17 protein-coding genes are annotated in these 21,972 nt (G+C 74.4%); 9 read left to right on the plus strand and 8 right to left on the minus strand.

Going from position 1 to position 21,972, the window contains the following annotated elements:
- Positions 1–29 precede the first annotated feature (29 nt).
- The 5 genes from ACZ6CV_RS27625 to ACZ6CV_RS27645 form a co-directional block, all read right to left on the minus strand.
- On the minus strand, positions 30–1,046 hold the full coding sequence (locus ACZ6CV_RS27625; protein ID WP_469253344.1) for a DUF5914 domain-containing protein: 1,017 nt from the start codon (positions 1,044–1,046) through the stop codon (positions 30–32).
- Positions 1,043–2,086 (minus strand): phytoene/squalene synthase family protein, encoded by a 1,044-nt coding sequence (locus ACZ6CV_RS27630; protein ID WP_469253345.1) that lies wholly within the window; start codon positions 2,084–2,086, stop codon positions 1,043–1,045. Before ACZ6CV_RS27630 ends, ACZ6CV_RS27625 begins: the two co-directional genes overlap by 4 nt.
- A complete protein-coding gene (gene crtI, locus ACZ6CV_RS27635; protein ID WP_469253346.1) occupies positions 2,083–3,585 on the minus strand; it encodes a phytoene desaturase family protein in 1,503 nt (500 codons plus the stop codon). The genes ACZ6CV_RS27630 and crtI overlap by 4 nt, the downstream gene beginning before the upstream one ends.
- Complete coding sequence (locus ACZ6CV_RS27640) at positions 3,582–4,631, minus strand: polyprenyl synthetase family protein (protein ID WP_469253347.1); 1,050 nt, start codon at positions 4,629–4,631, stop codon at positions 3,582–3,584. The genes crtI and ACZ6CV_RS27640 overlap by 4 nt, the downstream gene beginning before the upstream one ends.
- Before the next feature lie 518 nt (positions 4,632–5,149).
- The gene (locus ACZ6CV_RS27645; protein WP_469253348.1) at positions 5,150–6,670 is read right to left on the minus strand and encodes an SDR family oxidoreductase; all 1,521 of its coding nucleotides are present in this window, start codon (positions 6,668–6,670) and stop codon (positions 5,150–5,152) included.
- 369 nt (positions 6,671–7,039) lie between these two features.
- Here ACZ6CV_RS27645 and ACZ6CV_RS27650 point away from each other — a divergent pair, with 369 nt between their 5' ends.
- The 4 genes from ACZ6CV_RS27650 to ACZ6CV_RS27665 all read left to right on the plus strand — a co-directional run bounded on the left by ACZ6CV_RS27650 (position 7,040) and on the right by ACZ6CV_RS27665 (position 11,991).
- Positions 7,040–7,693, plus strand: coding sequence for a sigma-70 family RNA polymerase sigma factor (locus ACZ6CV_RS27650; protein WP_469253349.1), 654 nt, complete (start codon positions 7,040–7,042; stop codon positions 7,691–7,693).
- 151 nt (positions 7,694–7,844) lie between these two features.
- Positions 7,845–10,226, plus strand: coding sequence for an ABC transporter ATP-binding protein/permease (locus ACZ6CV_RS27655; RefSeq protein WP_469253350.1), 2,382 nt, complete (start codon positions 7,845–7,847; stop codon positions 10,224–10,226).
- Between the two features lie 11 nt (positions 10,227–10,237).
- Positions 10,238–10,948 (plus strand): hypothetical protein, encoded by a 711-nt coding sequence (locus tag ACZ6CV_RS27660; protein ID WP_469253351.1) that lies wholly within the window; start codon positions 10,238–10,240, stop codon positions 10,946–10,948.
- On the plus strand, positions 10,948–11,991 hold the full coding sequence (locus tag ACZ6CV_RS27665; protein WP_469253352.1) for a serine/threonine-protein kinase: 1,044 nt from the start codon (positions 10,948–10,950) through the stop codon (positions 11,989–11,991). The genes ACZ6CV_RS27660 and ACZ6CV_RS27665 overlap by 1 nt, the downstream gene beginning before the upstream one ends.
- A 42-nt stretch (positions 11,992–12,033) precedes the next feature.
- On the opposite strand, the gene ACZ6CV_RS27670 is transcribed toward ACZ6CV_RS27665, so the two are convergent.
- Positions 12,034–13,353 carry a streptophobe family protein gene (locus ACZ6CV_RS27670; protein WP_469253353.1) on the minus strand — a complete coding sequence of 440 codons (1,320 nt, stop codon included), beginning with the start codon at positions 13,351–13,353 and terminating at the stop codon, positions 12,034–12,036.
- 442 nt (positions 13,354–13,795) lie between these two features.
- Between ACZ6CV_RS27670 and ACZ6CV_RS27675 the strand changes: the two genes are divergently transcribed.
- Positions 13,796–14,794: a DUF6777 domain-containing protein gene (locus ACZ6CV_RS27675; protein WP_469253354.1), complete on the plus strand. Its 999-nt coding sequence runs from the start codon at positions 13,796–13,798 to the stop codon at positions 14,792–14,794.
- A 113-nt stretch (positions 14,795–14,907) separates the two neighbouring features.
- On the plus strand, positions 14,908–16,215 hold the full coding sequence (locus ACZ6CV_RS27680; RefSeq protein WP_469253355.1) for a TerD family protein: 1,308 nt from the start codon (positions 14,908–14,910) through the stop codon (positions 16,213–16,215).
- 64 nt (positions 16,216–16,279) lie between these two features.
- Here the strand turns inward: ACZ6CV_RS27680 and ACZ6CV_RS27685 are convergent, their stop codons facing one another.
- Positions 16,280–17,470: a glycosyltransferase gene (locus tag ACZ6CV_RS27685; protein ID WP_469253356.1), complete on the minus strand. Its 1,191-nt coding sequence runs from the start codon at positions 17,468–17,470 to the stop codon at positions 16,280–16,282.
- Positions 17,471–17,528: 58 nt separating this feature from the next.
- Here ACZ6CV_RS27685 and ACZ6CV_RS27690 point away from each other — a divergent pair, with 58 nt between their 5' ends.
- Both ACZ6CV_RS27690 and ACZ6CV_RS27695 read left to right on the plus strand, forming a co-directional pair.
- On the plus strand, positions 17,529–18,317 hold the full coding sequence (locus ACZ6CV_RS27690; RefSeq protein WP_469253357.1) for a glutamate racemase: 789 nt from the start codon (positions 17,529–17,531) through the stop codon (positions 18,315–18,317).
- A gap of 116 nt (positions 18,318–18,433) precedes the next feature.
- Positions 18,434–18,985, plus strand: coding sequence for a hypothetical protein (locus tag ACZ6CV_RS27695; RefSeq protein ID WP_469253358.1), 552 nt, complete (start codon positions 18,434–18,436; stop codon positions 18,983–18,985).
- A 58-nt stretch (positions 18,986–19,043) separates the two neighbouring features.
- Here the strand turns inward: ACZ6CV_RS27695 and ACZ6CV_RS27700 are convergent, their stop codons facing one another.
- Entirely contained in the window at positions 19,044–20,081 is a 1,038-nt protein-coding gene (locus ACZ6CV_RS27700) for an O-antigen ligase family protein (RefSeq protein WP_469253359.1), read from the minus strand.
- Between the two features lie 242 nt (positions 20,082–20,323).
- Here ACZ6CV_RS27700 and lnt point away from each other — a divergent pair, with 242 nt between their 5' ends.
- Positions 20,324–21,952, plus strand: coding sequence for an apolipoprotein N-acyltransferase (gene lnt, locus ACZ6CV_RS27705; RefSeq protein ID WP_469253360.1), 1,629 nt, complete (start codon positions 20,324–20,326; stop codon positions 21,950–21,952).
- Positions 21,953–21,972: the final 20 nt, after the last annotated feature.

Consider the following 21,972-nt stretch of genomic DNA (forward strand, 5'->3'; position numbering starts at 1 on the left):
GCCCGGGAAGGGTCATCTGGGGGCGCGGCTCAGCCCGGGAAGCGTTTCGTGCTGCGCAGCGCCCAGCGCCGTTCCGCGTACGCCAGGTCGTCGCGCCACAGCCGGCCCGCCGTGTGACGCATCAGGGGGCGCAGCGCGGGGGCGGCGGCGCGGGCCAGCGCGAAGCCGCGCCGGTCCGACGCGGCGACCACCGCCTCGACCACCGCGGTGCGCGGCCGCTCGGCGGCCGGGCCCGTCAGCGGCGTGGCATGGGTCTCCACCACGGACGTCGCCCCCTCGCCCTCGGTGATGCGCATCACCACGGTCCGCGGCTCCGGAGCGGTGAACTCGGCCCGCACCGGCACGACCAGACGGCGCGTCACCCGGAACGACACGTCGACGACGAAGGCGTCGTCCGCGTCCCCCGCGCCGCCCTCCGGCCCCCGGACCACCGTCAGGTCGACGAACGAGTACGGGTGGAACCAGGAGCCGTGCCACGGGTCGAGCCGGTTGGCGATCACGTCCTGCGGTTCGCACCGCCCCGCCGCCGTGAAGACCGAGGCCACCCCGCTGCCCGGCGCCGGACGCTCCGGAACCATCGGCCGGGGCGACGGCTCCTCGCCGCCCACCGCGTCCAGCCGCACCCACACCAGCACCCCGTCGTCATGGACGGGATAGGGCTCCCAGCCGGCGAACGGGCCGCCGTTCAGGGCCAGTCCGTGCCAGTGACAGACCAGGGTCCCGCACACCACCCGGCTGTCGCGCAGCGGCGCCCCGAGGTGCGGACAGATCCCCGGCCCCGCGCGCAGCTCACCACTGTCCGAACGCCACAGCACGACCTCCTCGCCGCCCACCGTCCGGCCACAGGGCCGGCCCCCGGCGCGCACGTCACGGGAGGCGCCGACGACGAACCAGTTGCCCGAGGGGCGCGCCGAGGCCCGGTCGAGCGCGCCGGCGATCAGCGCGGGCCGCGCCTGCTGCCAGGTGGGCGCCTGATCCGCCCAGCCGGGACCGCGCCGCCGCTGCAACGGAGGTGTCCAGCGGGCCCGTTCCGGTCGGCCGGTCACTGACTGGTCCTTTCCACGGGGGAGTTCGGAGAGCTCGGGGGGATCGGGGAGTGCGGGGAGTGCGGCTCCGGGGGCTTGGCACGTTCGGACGGGCTGAACCCCTGGGCGCGGGCCCGCCACCGCGCGCCGATCACGCGGGCGACCCCGGCCGCGGCGGTCGCCGCCCGGCGCGCACGGGACACCACGGCCCTGCGGTGCAGCACGTCGTACTCCTGGTCGGCGATCGCGTCGAGAATGCCGCCGTACAGCGTGGTCGCGGCCCGGATGCAGGGCCGCACCCGGGGGTCGAGCATGGCGATGCCCGGCTCCGCCTCCCGGTACACGCCCCGAGTCAGTGCCTCGGCGGCGACCAGGGCCGCGCGGATCCGCCGGTCGCGCCGTCCCGTGCGGCGGCTCCATTCGAGGAGCGGCCGGTCCACGCCGTGCGCGGCGAGCAGATCGGCGGGCAGGTAGACGCGGCCCCGGTCCAGGTCCTCGCCGACGTCACGCAGGAAGTTGGTGAGCTGGAAGGCCACCCCGAGGGCCGCCGCGTGCGGGGCCGCCTCCTCGCGGGGCACCACCGTGCCGAGCACCGGCAGCATCTGCAGCCCGATCACCGCGGCCGAGCCGTGCATGTACGTCCGCAGCTCCGCGTAGGTCGGATAGTCGGTGACGCTCAGATCGCTGCGCATCGAGACCAGGAAGTCGGAGAAGAGGGCGGGGTCGATGGCGTACCGCTCCGCGGTGTCGGCCACCGCGCGGACCACCGGCTCCTCGCCGCCACCGGTGCGCAGGCCCCGGGCGAGGTCGCTCTCCAACTCCAGGAGGAGCCGGTCACGTTCGGCCGGGGTCAGCCGCCGGTCCAGGTCGTCGACGATGTCGTCCGCCCACCGGGCGAAGCCGTACAGGGCGTGCACGGCGGTACGGCGTTCCACGGGAAGCAGCCGGGTGGCGAGGAAGTAGGTGCGGCCGTGGCGGGCGTTGAGCCGCCGGCACCGGGCGTAGGCGGCGCGCAGCGCGGGGTCGGTGATGCGGGCGGCGGCGAGTTCGCGACGGGTCATCGGCGGCCTTTCGCGGTCCCGGCACCGGTCACGCGTGCGGCGGCCAGCTTTCCGGAGATCAGGACGGTCGGGACGCCCACGCCCGGGGTGGTGCCGCAGCCTGCGAGGACGACGTTGTCGACCCCGCGCACCAGGTTGCGCGGCCGGAACGGGCCGGTCTGCGCGAAGGTGTGCGAGACGGAGAAGGGGCTCCCCGCGGCGTGCCCCTGCGCGGCCCAGTCCCACGGGGTCACCAGCAACTCCCTCTCGACGCTGGCCCCGAAGCCCGTGAGGCCGCGCCGCTCCAGTTCGGCCGCCAGCTCGTCGCGGTAGCGCGGACCCAGCTCCCGCCAGGTGGTGGGGGAGGGGCCGACGGCGGTGTTGGGGCAGGGCGCGAGGACGTAGTGCAGGTGCCGGTCCGGCGGGGCGAGGGAGGGGTCGTGGGTGGTCGGCCGGGTGATCAGCAGGGACGGATCGCTCATCAGCCGTCCCGTACGGGTCAGTTCGTCGAAGGTCTCCGCCCACTTGGCCCCGAACGACAGGGTGTGGTGGGCGAGTTGGGGCCAGGTGCGGTCGGTCCCCGCGTGCAGGACGACCGCGGACGGGGAGTGGCGCAGCGCCACCGGGCGCCGGGGCGCGCGGCCCAGGAGCCGGTGGGCGGACGGGAGTTCGCAGGAGAGCACCACGGCGTCGCAGGGGATGCGCTCGCCCGTCGCCAGGCGCACCGCGCGCACCCGGCCCGCCGACCGTTCCAGCGCGCTCGCCGGTGCCGACCAGCGCAGGTCGGCACCGGCGTCCCCGGCCGCGTCGGCCATCGCACGGGGCAGCGCGTGCATGCCGCCCCGGGGGAACCAGACCCCGGCCACGGTGTCCATGTAGGCGATCACCGCGTACGCCGCGAGCGCGCGGGCCGGGGCGACCCCCGCGTACAGGGACTGGAAGGAGAAGACCCGGCGCAGCCGCGGGTCGGAGAGGAAGTTGCCGATGCGGCGGTCCAGGCTGCCGAAGCCGCCGAGCGCCGCGAGCCGGGCCAGGTCGGGGTGGAGCAGCTGGAACGGCGAGTCGAAGTTGGTGTCGATGAAGCGCCCCATCTGGGCCGCGTAGAGCCGCTCCAGCCACCGCCGCAGCCTGCGGTACCCCGCCGCCTGCGCGGGACCGGCGAAGCGCCGCACCTCGGCCTCCATCGCCTCGCCGTCGGTGTGCACGTCCAGCGAGGTGCCGTCCGCGAAGGACGCACGGTAGGCCGGGTGCAGGGCCACCAGCTCCACCCGCCGGTGCAGGCTGTCGCCGACGGCGGCGAACGCCTCGTCGGCGAGGTGCGGCATGGTCAGCACGGTGGGGCCGGTGTCGAGGCGGTACCCGTCCAGCTCGACCCGTCCCGCCCGGCCGCCGGGCCCCGCGTCCCGCTCGACCACGGTGACCTTGCGTCCCGCGCCGATCAGGTGCAGGGCGCAGGCGAGGCCGGAGAGCCCGGCGCCGACCACCACGACGTGGTCGGTCGGCCCGCTCACGGTCCTCATCGGACCTGCTCCGCGCGGTGCTGTACGAGGCCTGCGGCGCGCTCGACCAGGTCCGCGAACTCCCGCTGTACGGCGGGGTCCGCGCCGGTCGTCGCGAAGTGGCGGCGGCTCCGGGCCGCCAGTTCCACGATCTTGGCGTGCACCACCGCGCGGGCCCCGGTCTCCTGCAGGGCCCGCCGCATGTGCTCCACCGCGGCGGGCGAGGGGTCGGCGCCGGGCGCGAGGGCGGCGGTGGCGGCCGCGTCGCCGGACGCCTCGGCGAGGGTGAGGGCCACCGCGAGCAGGTAGGTGAGCTTGCGCGTGCGCAGGTCGTCGTCGGCCGGCTTGCCCGTCTCGGCCGGGTCGCCGAACGCGCCGGCCAGGTCGTCGTGGAGCTGGAAGGCAAGGCCCGCGCACCGCCCCGCCGCGCGCAGCGCCTCCAGGGTCCGCTCGTCGGCGCAGGTCGTCAGGGCGCCCAGCGCCAGGGGGCGGGCGACGGTGTAGAGGGCGCTCTTGAGCGTGGCGATGGCCTCCGCGTCGTCGAGACCGGTCGCGCCGGTCGCCTGCGCGTGCAGGTCGCGGTACTGCCCCGCGACCATCTCGCTCCGCATGGCCCGCCATTCGGTGTGCAGCCGGGCCCCGTGGGGCGAGGTGAGCGCGGTCTCGGTCAGCAGGTCGTCGGCCCAGGCCAGCGCGAGGTCGCCGGTGAGCACGGCGGCGGAGGCGGCGAAGGTCCGGGGCGGTCCACCCATTCCGGCGGCCAGGTGCAGCCGTTCGAACTGGACGTGCACGGCCGGCGCACCCCGGCGCAGCGGCGATCCGTCCATCACGTCGTCGTGGACGAGGGCGCACGCCTGGACCAGTTCGAGGGCGGCGGCGGTGTGCAGGACGGCCTCCGGGTCCCCCGAACCGCCCGCGGCCCGCCACCCGCACCACGCGAAGGCGGAGCGCAGCCGCTTCCCGCCGCGCAGGACGAACGCGGCCAGCCGGTCGGCGACGTCCTCGGCGAACACCGGGTCGACGGCACGGGCCCACCGCGCCGAGGCATCGAGCACCCGCGTGAGCACCGCCTCCACAGCCTCGGCGGCGTCGACGGCCGTACGGGGTGTGCCGTCGGCGGTACGGGGTGTGCCGTCGGCGGTACGTGGTGGGCCTTCGGCCGTACGGGGAGTGCCTTCGGGGGTATGTGGTGGGCTTTCGGCCGTACGGGGAGTGCTTTCTGCCGTTCGTGGTGGGCCTTCGGCCCTACGTGGAGTGCCTTCTGCCGTACGTGGTGTGCCGTCGGCGGTACGGGGCGTGTCGTCGGCGGTACGTGATGTGCCGACCGGCCCGGCGGTTTCGGCCGGTTCGGCGGCGGTCGGCCGCAGTCCAAGCATGCACTGCCTCTTCTCGGTTTCTCGGTCGCCGATCACCTGCACACCCTTGGTTCCGCCGCCGACCCCGATACGGATGCGGCTCCGGCAGTTTTGCCCGCCCGGCGGCCCGAGCGGCCGAACGCCACACGGCGGGCCACCGGCGTGAGCCTCATGGCGGCGTCCCACCCCGCGCGGCCCCTCCTCGCGGGGCCGCCCGCAGGCGTGGGCCGTCAGCCCCGGCCACCCGGCCTGCGGCCCTTCGCGGCGGCCTCGGTGATGTTGCGGGCCATGCCGCCGAACACCACGGAGTGGAACGGGGCGACGGACCACCAGTAGGCGTGGCCGAGGAGCCCGCGCGGGTGGAACAGGGCGCGCTGGCGGTAGCGGGTGCGGCCCTGCTCGTCGGTCTCCGCGTACATCTCGAGCCACGCGAGGCCCGGCAGCCGCATCTCCGCGCGCAGCCGCAGCAGTCGGCCGGGCTGGATCTCCTCCACCCGCCAGAAGTCCAGCGAGTCACCGGCCCGCAGATGCTCCGCGTCCCGGCGCCCGCGGCGCAGCCCGACCCCGCCCACGAACCGGTCGAGCCAGCCCCGGACCGCCCAGGCGATCGGCCACGAGTACCAGCCGTTGTCGCCGCCGATCGCCTCGATGACCTTCCAGAGCCGGTCGGGCGACACGTCGACGGTGAGCTCCCGCTCGTCCTTGTAGAGGCTGCCGCCCGCCCAGTCCGGGTCGGTGGGCAGCGGGTCGCTGGGCGCCCCCGGCACGGACGCCGACGACCACCGCGTCGCCACCTGGGCCTCCCGCACCCTGCGCAGCGCCAGGGCCAGCGCCTCGGGGAAGGGCAGCGGCCGGCCCGGGCCGTCCGGCACGTACCGGGCGATGTCGTGCTCCTGGCAGACGACTTCGTGCCGGAGCGACTCGGTGAGCGGCCGGGCGATGGAGGCGGGCACCGGCGTGACGAGGCCGACCCAGTGACTGGACAGGCTCGGGGTCAGCACCGGGACCGGCAGGATGAGGCGCCGCGGCAGTTCGGCGACGGCCGCGTATCCGCGCATCATGTCGAGGTACGTGAGGACGTCGGGGCCGCCGATGTCGAAGGCCCGGTCGACGTCGGCCGGCATGCCGGCCGACCCGACGAGGTAGCGCAGCACGTCGCGCACACCGATGGGCTGGGTGCGGGTCTGCACCCAGCTGGGGGTGACCATGACCGGAAGCCGCTCGGTCAGATAGCGCAGCATTTCGAACGAGGCCGATCCGGAACCGATGACGACGGCGGCCCGCAGCACGGTGGCCGGTACCGGCCCGTCCAGGAAGATCCGCCCCACCTCCGCCCGCGAGCGCAGATGCGGCGAGAGGCGCCGCTCCGGTACGCCCTGCGGGGTCAGGCCGCCCAGGTAGACGATCCGGCGCACCCCGGCGGCCCGCGCCTGCTCGGCGAAGATCCGGGCCGCCTGACGGTCGGTCTCCTCGAACCCCGAACCGGAACCGAGGGCGTGCACCAGGTAGTACGCGACGTCGATCCCGTCCAGCGCCGCCCCGACGGACTCGGCGTCGGTCACGTCGCCCTTGACCGTCTCGACCTTTCCAGCCCACGGCAGGTCGCGCAGTTTGCCGGGGGAGCGGGCCAGACAGCGCACGCGGTGGCCCGCCGCCAGGAGTTCCGGCACCAGACGCCCGCCGATGTATCCGGACGCCCCGGTGACCAGACAGTGCAAGGGCTCTTCGGCCGGCTGTCCGTCCGTGGCCACGATCGTCTCCTTCGGCTGCTCCGCGCCCGTAACGGCCGTCCTCGGCCGATCATGACCGCAACGGGCCACTGGTTCACATGACCACTTCCCTGCGGAAGCGGCCGACGGATGCACGGACCAGGCCGGATGCCGAACGGGAGGCGTACGGCCGTTCGGGGTCATCGGCCCCGTCCGACGCACAAGACGCACAGGCGACGCGCAAACGACGCACATTGCGTCCCGGGCGGCGTGGACGTGAGGTTGGGGGGCACGGGAGAGGGCGGCGGGCGTGCACCGGCGCGCAGGTGGACGGCCCGCGACGACCGGCGCGACCGGCTCGCCGTACCACTGTGCCGGTGCCGCGCAGGACTCGGCTGGAGGGCGACGCACATGACCGCAACGGCACAGGCCGGCACCGGCCGGACGTCGGACGCGCTCGGTGGGCGGGCGGGCGACGCCGCGTTCGGCGGGCGGGCCGGTGACGCCGAAGAGGCGCACGCGCGCGAGGAGTTCTCCGTGGGCCTCGCCCGCGGGGACGAGCACTCCTTCACCGCGCTCTACCGCCGCTGGGGCTCCTTGGTCTACGCGCTCGCGGTCCGTTCCCTCGGCGACCCGAGGGAGGCGGAGGACGTCACCCAGCAGGTGTTCCTCGCCGCGTGGCGGGGCCGGCGCGGTTACCGGCCCGAGCGCGGGCCCGTCTCCGCCTGGTTGGTCGGCATCACCCGGCACAAGACCGTCGACGCCCTCTCGGCCCGCGCGCGGCGCGGCGAGGTCGTCGACCGGGGGCGCGCCGCCGCGGAGGCCGACCCCGTGCCGCAGGCGCACCTCGACGCCGCGCTCGACCGCGTCCTGCTGGGCCAGGAGCTCGCGAAGCTTCCCGCGGCCCAACGGCACGTCCTCGGTCTCGCGTTCTTCGAGGACCTCACCCAGGTGCAGATCGCCGAGCGGACCGGGCTGCCGCTCGGCACGGTGAAGAGCCACATCCGCCGGGCCCTCGGGCGGCTGAACCGTTCACTGCGCAACCAGCCGTCCACGCGGAGCTAGCCGTCCACGCGGAGCTAGCCGTCCACCCGGAACTAGCCGTCCCGCGGAATTAGCCGTCCCGCGGAATTAGCCGTCCGCGCGGAACCGCGCATATTCGACGCAGTCTGCTCCCGCCCAGGCGACCCGTCCCCCAAATGGGTAGAATTCGGGCATGGGAGAGTCGCGGTCCATGGCGTCGACCGCGCCCGAACTCGTCCTGGAGACCGATTCGGGCTCCACGGTGATGAGTCCGGGCCGGGACTACCACGTGGGGCGCGACCCCTTGAGCGACATCGTCATGGACGACGCCCGCGTCTCCTGGCACCACGCCGTCCTGCACGCCGAGCTCGACCACTGGACGATCGAGGACGAGCACAGCACCAACGGCACGTACGCCGACGGACGGCGCGTCCAGGAGGGCGACATCGGACCGGGCAGCGTCATCCGGTTCGGCAGCGTCACGGACGGCCCCCGCGCGGTGCTCGTCGGCCGCGCCCCGCCCGAGCCCGTCGCCGCCCTGCCGGTCGACGCAGGGCGGCCCTCCTCCGTCAGCATCCCCTCGGCCACGGGCACCTTCCGGCAGCCGACGTCCGTACGCCCGCTGCCCTCCCGCACGGTCCGCATCGGCCGCGCCGACGACAACGACGTGGTCGTCGACGATCTGGTGGTCTCCCGTCGGCACGCCGAACTGAGGGTGCTCGCCGACGGCACGTACGAGATCGTCGACCTCGGCAGCCACAACGGCACCTACCTCAACGGCCAGCCGGTGGCCCGCGCCCCGGTCGCGGTGGGCGACATCATCGGCGTCGGCCACCGCGCGTACTGCCTCGTCGGCGACGAACTGCAGGAGTACGTCGACACGGGCGAGGTGTCGCTCGACGTCCAGGGACTGACGGTCACCGTGGACAAGGGGCGCAAGACGCTCCTCGACCGGGTCTCCTTCCCCGTCGGCGAGAAGTGCCTGCTGGCCGTCGTCGGGCCCAGCGGCGCCGGCAAGTCCACCCTGCTCAACGCCCTCACCGGGCTGCGCCCCGCGGACGACGGCACCGTCCTCTACGACGGCCGCGACCTCTACCGCGACTACGCCGAGCTCCGCCAACGCATCGGTCTCGTACCGCAGGACGACATCCTGCACGCCCAGCTGACCGTGCGCCGCGCCCTCGGATACGCCGCCGAACTCCGCTTCCCCCAGGACACCGAGAAGGCGGAACGCCGCGCCAGGGTCGACGAGGTCATCCGCGAACTCGGCCTGGAACAACGCGTCGACCAGCCCATCCACAGCCTCTCCGGCGGCCAGCGCAAACGCGTGAGCGTCGCGCTCGAACTCCTCACCAAGCCGTCGCTGCTCTTCCTCGACGAGCCGACGTCCGGCCTCGACCCCGGCATGGACCGTTCGGTGATGCACATGCTGCGCGGCCTGGCCGACGACGGCCGCACGGTCATCGTCGTCACGCACAGCGTGCTCAGCCTCGACGTGTGCGACCGGCTCCTGGTGCTCGCCGCGGGCGGAAGGATCGCCTACTACGGGCCGCCGCAGGACGCGCTGCCGTTCTTCGGCTTCACCCAGTGGCCGGAGGCGTTCGAGGCCTTCGAAGGAGACCACGACCGGGACTGGGCCGAGGAGTACCGGGGCTCGCCCCTCCACCAGCAGTACATCGCCAACTCCTCCGCGCAGCCCTTCCCGGGCGGCGCGCGGAGCGGCGCGGCCCCGCCCGTCTCCTTCGCGCCGCCGCCGAAGGCGCAGAGCTGGGGATCCCAACTGCGCACGCTGGTACGGCGCTACGCGGCCGCGCTCGGCGCCGACCGGACCTTCCTCGCGATCATGATCGCGCTGCCGTTCGTGATGGGCGCCATGGCGCGTGCGCTCGCCGGGAGCAAGCTCACGCAGGAGACGGCGATGAACGCGCTGCTCATCCTCTGTGTGGGCGGCGTCCTGACCGGCGCGGCCAACGCCGTACGGGAGTTGGTCAAGGAGCGCGTGATCTACCGGAGGGAACGGGCCGTCGGGCTCTCCAGATCGGCGTACCTGATGTCGAAGGTCGTCGTCCTCGGCACGATCACCGTGCTGCAGGCCGTGGTGCTGACCCTGGTCGCCCTGTTCGGCGTCGACCTCAACGCCCCCGGCGGCAAGGGCGTGGTCCTGCCACCGCTCGTCGAGGTCACGTTGGCGGTGGCCCTGCTCGCGTTCACCGCCATGATGCTGGGACTCCTCGTGTCGGCGCTGGTGCGCAAGGAAGAGGTGACGATGCCGCTGCTCGTGCTCCTCGCCATCGTCCAGGTGGTGTTCTGCGGCGCGCTCCTCAAGCTGAACGGGGTGCCGGGCGTCGAGCAGTTGGCGTGGCTCGTGCCGTCCCGCTGGGCGCTGGGCGCCATGGCGGGGACCATCGGCCTCGGCAGGATCGTCCCCGGCGATTTGACCACCGACCCGCTGTTCCGCCACTCCCTGGGCGTCTGGCTGCTCGACCTGGGCATGCTGGTGGCCCTCTCCGCCGTCTTCGGGTACGCGGTCGCCAGGCTGCTGCGCCGCCACGAACCCGCCGTCATGCGGAAGTAGGAGCGCGAGCGATGACCACCGCGGAGTTCCGCCCCACACATGTCGTCCCCCAGGACGGGCTGCCCGCCTGGGAGGCGCCGGACGTGCGGCGCCCGACGGCCCCGCTCGACGCACTGCTGCCCGTACAACTGGTCGACCGGCTCGGCGACTGGGGCCGGATCGTCTGCGCCAACGGGTGGTCGGCGTGGGTCGACGGCAGGCTCCTGGTCGCCGTACCGCGGGACCCGCCGGGCGCGGGCGGCCCCCTGACCCGGACGGCCGACCCCGGGCCGCTCCTGTCCAGGACCGAGGACACCCTGGGCCGCTACCGGCGCGCGGCGCAGGAGCTGGCGGAGGGCGGCGTCGACGGGGAGTCCTTCCGGCGCAGGACGCGCGGGATGCGGGTGGGCGTGGTCGTGGAGGGCGAGTCGGTCTGGCTCTACGACGCCGAACACGAGCGGTGGGTGTACTGCGACGGGACACAGCTCAGTACGTACGCGGCGGGGGGCGGCCCCAGCGTGGAGGGTGAAGCGGCCGGGCCCGAGCCGACGCGGATCGTGGAGGTCGAGCCGCCGCAGAGGGCGGAGCCCGAGGAGACGCAACTGGTGGAGGTCGTGGCCGACCCCGGACAGGCCGCCGCTCCGCCCGGCGGACGAACCGCTCCCCACGGCGGGCGCCCCGCCCCGCTCCTTCCGCCCGAGACGGACGACTCCGATCCGCCCCAACGACCCGGTGATGCCTGATGTGCTCCGCACGGGTGCCCGCCGCTCCCGTACCCGCCCCGGGCGAACGCGGCCCGAGCCCGCACTCCGGCCGGCCCTCCGAGCTGATCGGGAAGCAGATCGCGGACTACCGGGTCGAGGACGAGATCGGACGCGGCGGCATGGCCGTCGTCTACCGCGCCAAGGACCTGCGCCTCGACCGGACCGTCGCCCTCAAGCTGCTCGCCCCCGAGCTCGCACGCAACGACACCTTCCGGCAGCGCTTCACCCATGAGTCGCGCGTGGCCGCCGCGATCGAGCACCCGCACATCGTGCCGGTCTTCGAGGCGGGGGAGACGGACGGCGTGCTCTATATCGCCATGCGGTACGTCCCCGGCCGCGATCTGCGGCACCTCCTCGACCACGCGGGCCCCCTCTCCGTCAGCGCCGCCCTCCGCATCGCCACGCAGGTCGCGTCCGCGCTCGACGCGGCCCACGACCACGGCCTCGTCCACCGCGACGTCAAGCCCGGCAACATCCTCGTGGCCAAGGGCACGGACAGCGATCACCCGGAGCACGCGTACCTCACGGACTTCGGCCTCACGAAGAAGTCGCTCTCGCTGACCGGGTTCACGACCGTCGGCCAGTTCGTCGGGACCCTCGACTACGTGGCTCCCGAGCAGATCTCGGGCCGCCCGGTGGACGGCAGATGCGACGTCTACAGCCTCGCCTGCGTCGTCTACGAGACCATGGCCGGCGGGCCGCCGTTCCAGCGCGACGACGACATCGCCCTCCTCTGGGCCCACCAGTACGACGAGCCGCCCCGCCTGACGGAGAAACGCCCCGGCGTCCCCGCGGCCCTCGACGACGTCCTCGGACGGGCGCTGGCCAAGAGCCCCGAGGACCGGTACGGCTCCTGCCTCGCGTTCACCGCCGCGCTGCGGGCCGCGGCCACGGGCGGCACGGCGCGGGACCACCCTCCGACGCGGGTGGACCGCCCTGCCATGGGAGCCTCGATGGGCCCCGGCGCGCCTCCCGAACCGCCCGGCTGGGCCCGGCCGGTCTTCCGGCCCCTGACCGGCTAAGCCTGTCCCGTCAGTCGGCTCAAAACGCCAACCGGCCCACCCTCAGGCGTGGTCGTTCTCCACCTCGCCCCGCCGGTGGACCCGCCGGGGCCGGTGGACCCGCCGGGCGAGCAGGCCGCCGAGGAAGCCCGTGACCAGTCCCCAGGCCACGGCCAGGATCAGCGCCTTCCCCAACTGGGGCCGCAGCCGCACCAGGCCGGACAGGCCGCCGCCGAGGTCACCGATGCCGAGGAGCGAGAGCCCGTAGTGGGCGGATACACCGGCGAGCAGACAGACGGCGAGGACCGTGAGGGCCAGCGCCACCGCCATGTGCACGGCGTGCTGCCACAGCCGCATCCGCGCCGGGGAACGGACCGCCATCAGGAACGCGGCACCCAGCACCAGGAGCGCCGCGACGACCAGCAGCCACCAGACCCGCCCGTCGTGGTCAGCGAGGGTGTGCAGGCTGAGCGTGGAGATGTCCGGCGTCCGCAGTACCTCATCGAGGACCTGCGGCATGGGCAGCCCGAACGGTCCGTCCACGCGGCCCTCCCACGAGGCGCCGAGCCCCAGCGTGAAGGCGAGCCAGACGAGGTTGGGCAACCCGAGCAGCACCACCGCGAACGTCTCGGTGGCATGACCCCGGGTCACCGCCACGACGAGCCCGATGACGATCCCGAGGGCGACGTACGACAGGAGCAGGACGACCATCGCGAAGGCCGCGGGGCGCACCGACTCCTGGAACCGCAGCAGGCGGGCGGGGAGCGGGGCCCCGCGCGAGACGACGAGGGCCAGGGCGAGGACGCCGGCCAGCCAGAGCAGTCCGAAGAGGAGGGTCAGCGGCACATCGGTCTCGAACCCGACCTTCGGCGAGGAGTCGAGAAGATCGCCGATCTCGTCGGCGGGGCCGCCCCCGAGCCCGATGGCGAAGCGGTGCCGGGCCAGCAGGCCGAGGCCGACGAGCAGCAGGACCCACAGCGCGGCGATCCGGCCGGCCCAGCCCGCGAGCTCCTTCGCGTCGGCGACGGCCCGGTGCCGCAGCGGCCGGAGGAACCCGGCGGCAAGCGTCAGGGCTCCGGTGAGGCTCACGGAGAGCGGGAGCACGGAGAGCCCGGCGTTCGTCTCGGCGATCATCCCGGCGTCACCGGAGAGCCCCACGGAGCCGCCGACCGCCATGACGACGACGGCCGCGACGACGCTCGGGAACGCCCCGCCGGGCAGATCGGCGGCGCCCGCGGCCCACAGGCCGAGCGCCGCGACGACCGCCATGACCACCAGCGGGGCGAGCACGGCCACCACGGCATGGGGCCAGCCGTGGGGTGCCCGTCGGCCCTGGTCCGCGCGTTGCGCCGCTGCCCGCCGGGGCGGTGTCTGCTCGCTCACGTTGTCACGCTAAGCAGCACCGGACCGGCCCGCCCGTCGGGAGGGCCGACCGCGTCGGCTTGCGGGCCCCCGGAAACCCAGGCACACAATAGGCGCGTAACGGACAAAACCGTACGTCGTGTTCCCCCTACGCAGGGAAGAAGTGTTCGTGAGCGTCGAGCCGCCGTCGTCAGGACGCCCCACGGGGCCCCCTTCGGGTCCGCTCTCGGGCCCCTCACAGCCGAGCCCCTCGGGGCCGGGCGAGACCCAGGCGGGCGCGACCCGCGCCGGTCCCGCGACGCCGCCGCCGGGAGGCGAGCGGCCCTCGGGAGCGCCTCCCGGCAGTGGTCCGCCGAGCGGCCCGGGCGGTCCGGGCGGCGGCGGAGGCCGTGGCGGTGGGCCCGAGGGCCCGGACGGGGGCTCCGGTGCGAGTCCAGGGCCGTCCCGCCCGTGGTGGAAGTCCGTGCCCCGCATCGCGGCGATCGCCGCCGCGGTGGTGGCCGCGGTGGTGCTGACCGTCGTCCTCACCCGCCCCGACGGCTCGTCGCAGGCCGGCGGCGAGGTCCTCCTCCAGCCCGCGGGCAAGTCGGGGCCCGACCCCTTCACCGGCTCGACGGCCCGCGACGCCTCCACGCCCCCGTCCCCGAGCGCCTTCCCGAGCTCCTCGGCATCGGCCAACGTGACGCGCGGCGTCGACGGCGGAGCGCCCGGCCTCTACGGCGGGACCCGGAAGGTCGCCAGCTGCGACGTGGAGAAGCAGATCGACGCGCTCCAGAAGGACCCGGCGAAGAACAAGGCGTTCGCCTCCGTCGTCGACGTCGAACCGTCCGGCGTCCCGGCCTACTTGCGTGCGCTCACCCCCGTACAGCTGCGGTGGGACACCCGCGTGACCAACCACGGCTTCCGTGACGGCCGGTCCACCAGTTATCAGGCCGTCCTGCAGGCGGGCACCGCCGTGCTGGTCGACGACCGCGGCGTGCCGCGGGTGCGCTGCGCGTGCGGCAACCCGCTGACGCCGCCCGTCGCGCAGAAGGGCACGCCGAAGCGGACGGGCGACGCGTGGCCCGGCTACCGGTCGTCGAACGTCGTGGCCGTGGCGGCCGCCACCCAGGCCGTGCACACGTTCGTCATGTACGACCGGGACAGCGGCGCCTGGTTCGAACGGCCCAAGGGCGACACGGGAACCGGCGACACCACGACGAAGCCACCGGTGACCGACCCCTCCTCGCCGCCGCCCACGTCCGCTTCCCCCGACGAGTCGTCCTCGACGAGCACTCCGCCGCCCTGCGCCTCGCGGTCGGCCGGTGCGTCGTCGTCGAGCTCGTGCCCGCCCTCGTCCGCTTCACCGTCCGCACCGTCCTCCTCACCGGCCACGCGGCCCCCCTCGTCGGCCCAGGAGGAGTCGTCCGCGTCCGAGTCCGCGCAACCGCCGTCGTCCCCCGGCACGGACGGCAGCCCGTGACCGAGGAGGCGACCGGCGCCGGCGGGAGTGGCCTTCGCGCGGTCCGGATATAGGTTGGCCGCGAACGTGAACAGCGACCCCGCCGGACGCGGCGACTTGTGATGGGGGCGGACATGACCATGCCTAAGGGATCGAACGTGCCCGTACCGGCACCCGCGGTACGGATCGAACTGGGATGGGGTGCCGGCGCCGGAGTACCGGACGCCGACGCGTCGGCGCTGTTGCTGGCCGCTTCCGGAAAGGTGCGCTCGGACGCGGACTTCGTCTTTTACAACCAGCCCGGGCACGCGTCCGGGGCGGTGCGGCACGAGGGCAAGCAGCGTTCGGACGCCGGGGTGTGCGACGTGCTGACCGTCGACCTCGCGCGCGTGGAACCGCAGATCGAGACCGTGGTCCTCGCCGCGTCGGCCGACGGCGGCACCTTCGGGCAGGTCCCCGGCCTGTACATCCGCGTCCTCGACGCGGCGAACGGCGCCGAACTCGCGCGGTACGACAGCTCCGACGCGACCGTGGAGACCGCGTTCGTCCTCGGCGAGCTCTACCGGCGCCAGGGCGCGTGGAAGTTCCGCGCCGTCGGACAGGGGTACGGCAGCGGGCTCGAAGGGCTGGCCACCGATTACGGCATCACGGTGGACGAGCCCCAGCAGGCGGCCCCCACGGTCTCCGCCGCGACGCCCCCCGCTCAGGCCGCCCCCGCCCCTCCGGCCCCGCCCGCCCCGATGACCCCACCCGCCCCGGCAGCCCCTCCCGCAGCCGCCGCCCCTGGCGCCCCCGCCGCCCCCGTACGTCTGACCAAGGTCACCCTGACGAAGGACGCGCCTTCCGTCTCCCTGATGAAGCAGGGCGGCACCTCGGGAGGCATGCGGGTCAACCTCAACTGGGAGGTGCGCAAGCAGTTCAAGGGGTGGGGCGCCAAGCTCGGCAGGGCCGTCGCCATGCACGCCGACCTCGACCTCGACCTCTGCGCCCTCTACGAACTCGCCGACGGCCGCAAGGGAGTCGTCCAGGCGCTCGGCAACGCCTTCGGGGCGCTGCACCAGCCGCCGTACATCCTGCTCGACGGCGATGACCGGACCGGCGCCGTCGCCACCGGCGAGAACCTCACCATCAACCTCGACCACATCAAGGACTTCCGCCGCATCCTCATCTTCGTGACCGTCTACGAGGGCGCGCGCAGCTTCGCCGACCTCAACGCCACGGTCACGCTCCAGCCGCAGCACGGCGCCCCGGTCGACTTCTCGCTCGACGAGTGCACGGTTCCGTCGACGGTGTGCGCGCTCGCCCTGCTCACCAACAACGGCGGCGACATCGTCGTCCAGCGCGAGGCCCGCTACCTGGTGCCGGACCGCGGCGTCAGCCCGCAGCGCACCGTCGACCACGCCTACGGGTGGGGCATGAACTGGACGCCCGGCAGGAAGTGACGCGCGGGTACTGCCCGGGTCGGTGCCATCCGGGTCCGTATCGCCCGGGTCGGCACAGCGCAGCTCAGTGCTGCTCGGGCGACGGCTCCGCCGAGGCGGTGTCGGGGCGGGCGTACGTCCGCCCCTTCCACGCCGCGCCCCGCCCCCGGTAGTGCTGCACCGCCGAGTCCACGGTCATCAGGAGGTACAGGAACGCGGTGGCCGGCAGCGACAGCACGAGCCAGAGCGGCTGCCGGTAGTAGCGCAGCATCGGCAGATACGTCCCGGTCATCACCAGCCACGCGAGACCACCCGCCACCGCGGCCGCCGCGCTCCCCGTGGCGAGCCCCGCGATCAGCGTGACGGGCGGGGCGAGATACACCAGCACGAGACCGCCGACCGTGCCGGCGAGCAGCAGCGGCTGGTGCCGCAACTGGGCGTACGCGCTGCGCGACACCATCCGCCACAGATCGGCGAGACGCGGATACGGGCGCACGCTGTCGACGCGTTCGGCGAGCCCCAGCCAGATGTGGCCGCCCGCGCGCTTGACCGCGCGGGCGAGCGCCACGTCGTCGATCACCGCCTGCCGGATGGCGTCGGGGATCCGGGCGCGCTCGGCGGCGTCCGTACGCAGCAGGACACAGCCCCCGGCCGCGGCGGCCGTCCGCGACCCCTTCCGGCCGATCCACCGGAAGGGATAGAGCTGCGCGAAGAAGTACACGAACGCCGGGACCACCAGGCGCTCCCACCCGCTCGCCACCCGCAGCCGGGCCATCAGGGAGACCAGGTCGTAGCCGCCGTGCCGGGCCGCCGCCACCAACTGGCGCAGGCTGTCCGGCTCGTGGGCGATGTCGGCGTCGGTGAGCAGCAGGTACTCGGGATCACGCGCGCGTGCCAGGCCGATGCCGTGCCGTACCGCCCAGAGCTTGCCGGTCCAGCCGCTGGGCGGCTCGCCGGGGGAGCCGACGGTGAGGGGCAGGCCGCCGTGGCGCTCGGCCAGCGCGCGGGCCAGCTCACCCGTCCCGTCGGTGCTGCCGTCGTCGACGAGGAAGACCTCGGCCCGACCCGGATAGTCCTGGGCGAGCAGCGAGGGCAGGCTCAGCGGCAGGACCTCCGCCTCGTCCCGGGCCGGGACGACCACGCAGACCGGCGGCCAGTCCGCGGGGTCCCGGCGCGGTGGCAGCCGGACGTCCGTACGCCAGAAGAAGCCCTGCCCCACCAACAGCCACAGCCACGCGGCAAGCGATCCGGCGGCGATCCACGCAACGGCGCTCATCCGCCGAAGTCTGCCCCACCGGAGGGGTGCTGTGGGGCCCATCGACTATGGTGACCGGGTGAAGATCGCGCTCATGGACTCCGGTATCGGACTGCTCGCCGCGGCTGCCGCGGTACGTCGCCTGCGGCCCGACGCCGATCTCGTGCTCTCGTCGGACCCGGACGGCATGCCGTGGGGACCGCGCACTCCCGAGGACCTCACCGAGCGCGCCCTCGCCGTCGCCGAGGCCGCCGCCGAGCACCACCCCGACGCGCTGATCGTGGCCTGCAACACCGCGACCGTGCACACGCTGCCCGCGCTGCGGGCCGTCCTGGAGCCCGGGATCCCGGTCATCGGGAACGTCCCGGCGATCAAGCCCGCGGCCGCCGGTGGCGGACCCGTCGCCATCTGGGCCACCCCCGCCACCACCGGCAGCCCCTATCAGCGGGGGCTCATCGCTGACTTCGCGCACGGGGTGGACGTCACGGAGGTGCCCTGCCCCGGCCTCGCCGACGCCGTGCAGTACGCGGACGAGCAGGCCATCGACGAGACGATCGCCGCCGCCGCGGCCCTCACGCCGCCTGAGGTAAGGGCCGTCGTCCTGGGCTGCACCCATTACGAGCTCGTCGCCGAACGCATCCGCGCCGCCGTCCAGCAGCCCGGCGTGCCGCCGCTCGTCCTGCACGGCTCGGCCGGCGCGGTGGCGGCCCAGGCGCTGCGCAGGACCGGAGCGCTCGCGGGAACGGACGTCGGTGCGGCGGCGCCCGGCCTCACCGTCCTGCTCAGCGGCCGCGAGGAGCAGCTGCCGCCCGCCGCGCTCGCGTACGCGGAGGGACGTCTGCTCGCCGCGGTCAGCCCGGCGCTCTGAGTCATAGCCGCACCGGGGCGCCCCCGCCACGGCCCGGCGCATGAGGGCCCGCCCGGAGTAGTGGTCACTCTCCGCGACGAGGTGGCTTCGCGGCGGAATCTGAGTAGTCTCGAACCATGAAGGACCAAGCCCCAGGTGAGCGGGCCGCATCCGACAGCCCGCCGGAAGTCTGGACCGGACGCGCGACCAACCGCGCCCAGTGGCTCCTCGCCTGCGCAGGCGCCGCCTGTGTGGCGCTCGGCATCGAACTCGCCGTGGACTCCATGTGGACGTCGGGCATCGCCCCGCTGGTGATGTCCGTCGTCGGGTGCATCGCGGTCGGGCTCCTGATGCTCTTCGGGACGCTCGCCTTCGTCCACGTGGCCGTGAAGGTCGACCAGGAGGTGCTGGAAGTGCGCTGCGGCCATCTGGGGCTGCCGCGCCGCCTCATTCCGCTCTCCCATGTCGTCGGCGCGGACTTCGCGCCCGCCGTCACGCCCCGGCAGTGGGGCGGCTGGGGTTACCGCTGGCGGCCCGAGAAGGGCACCGCCGTGGTGGTCCGGCGCGGCGAGGGCCTCGTGATCAGCCTGGGCGACGGCCACAAGTTCACGGTGACGGTCGACAACGCCGAGGCGGGCGTACGCGCGATCCGCGCCCGCCTGGGCCTCAAGGGCGGCAACGGATCCTGACCGGGGCGGCGGCCCCCTCCCTTATTGACCCCCTCCCTCATTGAGGGCGTGACGCCGGTCAACGAGGGCGTGACGCCGGACCGTCCCCGCCCCGCACCCCGTCGTCCAGCGGCCGTGCCGTCGCGATCCCCGCGAGCAGCCCCGCCCCCGTCGTCACCACCGTCACGCTCAGCGCGTTGCCCACCGCCGCCACGGCCGTCAACCCCGTCAGGGCCGCGCCCGCAGACAGCACGACCTGCGTGGAGCCGGGCGAACGCCACAGCGCGTACAACAGCCAGCAGTACACCCCCGCCAGCAGCCCCACCCCGACGAGCCCCTGCTCCGAGGCCTGCTGCAGCGGCGCCGAATGCGGCTTGCCGTCCGCCGGGACGTCCTCGGCGACCACCGGGGTGACGTCGCCGAACCGCCCCGGCCCGACCCCTGTCGCCGGGTTCCGTTCCGCAAGGCTCAGCGCGTCCTGCCAGAGCAGTACGCGATGCCGGCCGAGCCCGCCCTCCAGCGGAGCCGCGAGGCCCTCCGGCAGCGCTTCGTCGGCCACCGCCACCGAGACGCCGGTGACCAGCACCGCCGCGAGGGCGAGTCCGGCGATGCCGAACGTCCTGCCGCGCAGCCGGGCGCTCGCGAGCGAGCAGAGCAGCACCACGAGGGCGCCCGCGCACCCGACCGGCGACCCCAGCACCGCCGCCGTCCCCGCGATCACCGCGGCGAGGAGCCTCAGCGCGAGACGAGCGGACGGACGACCGGTGGCCCACGCCGCGCAGCACGCCGCACCCGCCGACAGGATCAGCAACCCGGCCGTGGCACCGGCGTGGCCGAGCGCGGACGGCGCACCGAGCGCGGGACGCGGCGCCGCCACCGAGAGCCCGAGCCCAGCGAGGGCCCCGGCGCAGGGTGCGGCGACCGGGAGCAGCGCCCCACAGATCCGCCCGCCCGCGAAGCCGGCGGCCACGGCGAGCACCGCCAGGAGCATCCCTTCGGGGCTGCCGCCGTACACCCCCGCCGTGATCAGCGCCCAGGCGGCACACCCGCCGAGCAGCGCCCCGCCCGTGGCGTCCGACGCGCTCCGCAGCTCCCCCGCCGCAGGACCGGTCGACACAGCTGTCCCCGTTGACCCCACCCCGTCGCCCCCCGGTGTATGACGGGCCCCTGCCGGCACGGACCGTTCCACGGTGGCGTGCACCGGCCGGGCCTCGGGGACTCGCCACACGCTAACCGCTGGCGCCCCCAAATGGGGTCAGTTGTGCAGGAACGATCCGGCGCACGAGGCGTGCCCCGGCCCGCGCCGTTCCCCGCCGACCGAGCTGTCGGCGCTCACACGGCGCGCCGTACACTCCCCGGGTGACCGCCACCACCACTCCCGTAGACGAACCGGATCAGCTGGATCCGCAGCCCCCGCAGGGCGGCCGTGCCCTGCGTGTCCTGCGACGGTTCGCTCCCGCCGCCGTGGCGGCCCTCTCCGGAGTGCTGCTCTACGTCAGCTTCCCGCCCCGCACCCTGTGGTGGCTGGCGCTCCCCGCCTTCGGGCTGCTCGCGTGGTGTCTGCACGGCCGGACCTGGAAGGCGGGCCTCGGCCTCGGCTACCTCTTCGGCCTCGGCTTCCTGCTGCCGCTCCTCGTCTGGACCGGCGTCGAGGTGGGCCCCGGCCCGTGGCTCGCGCTCGCCGCCGTCGAGGCGGTCTTCGTCGCCCTGGTAGGGGCGGGCATCGCGGCCGTCTCCAAGCTGCCCGGGTATCCGCTGTGGGCGTCCGCCCTGTGGATCGCGGGGGAGGCGGCACGCGCGCGTGTGCCGTTCCACGGCTTCCCCTGGGGAAAGATCGCCTTCGGCCAGGCGGACGGCGTCTTCCTGCCGCTCGCCGCGCTCGGCGGCACCCCGGTGCTCGGCTTCGCCGTCGTCCTCTGCGGCTTCGGGACGTACGAGGTGGTCCGCCTGATCCGCGCCGCACGTGAGCCCGCGGCGGACGGCGTCCGGACCGTACGCCGTGGCGCGGCAGCGGTGGCGGCCCTCAGCGTGCTCGTACCGGTGGCCGGCGCCTTCGCCGCGCTGCCGCTCGTCAGCGACAAGGCGGAGGACGGCACCGCGACCATCGCCGCCATCCAGGGCAACGTCCCGCGCGCGGGGCTCGGCTTCAACGCACAGCGCCGCGCGGTCCTCGACCACCACGTGCGCGAGACCGAACGCCTCGCCGCCGAGGTGAAGGCGGGCAAGGCGCAGCGCCCGGACCTCGTCCTGTGGCCGGAGAACTCCTCCGACATCGACCCCTTCACCAACCCCGACGCGCGCGTCGCCATCGAGGACGCGGTCAAGGCGATCGGGGCGCCGGTCTCCGTCGGCGGCGTCGTCGAGACCGAGGACGGCAAGCTGTTCAACGAACAGATCCTGTGGGACCCGGAGAAGGGGCCCACGGCCACGTACGACAAGCGGCAGATCCAGCCCTTCGGCGAGTACATCCCGCTGCGGTCCCTCATCAGCGCGTTCAGCAGTGACGTCGACAAGGTGCGCCAGGACTTCAGCCGCGGCACCGAGCCCGGGGTCTTCACCATGGCCGGCACCCGGGTGGGCATCGCCACCTGCTACGAGGCCGCCTTCGACTGGGCGGTGCGCGACACCGTCACGCACGGCGCGCAGATCATCTCGGTGCCCAGCAACAACGCCACCTTCGACCGCAGTGAGATGACCTACCAGCAGCTCGCCATGTCCCGGATCCGCGCGGTCGAACACAGCCGTGCCGTCGCCGTCCCGGTGACCAGCGGCGTCAGCGCCGTGATCATGCCGGACGGCAAGGTCAGGGCGAAGACGACCTGGTACACCGCCGACTCGCTCGTCGAGGAGGTGCCGCTGCGCTCCTCGCGGACGCCCGCCACCCGGCTCGGCGTACTGCCCGAGGGCATCCTCGTGCTGATCGCCGCGGGCGGCCTCGGCTGGGCCCTCACGTCGGCGGCGCGGGCACGGCGGGCCGCGCGGGGATGACCGGGGACCCTGCCGGGCGG

The sequence above is a fragment of the Streptomyces sp. NPDC041713 genome, assembly GCF_055591085.1.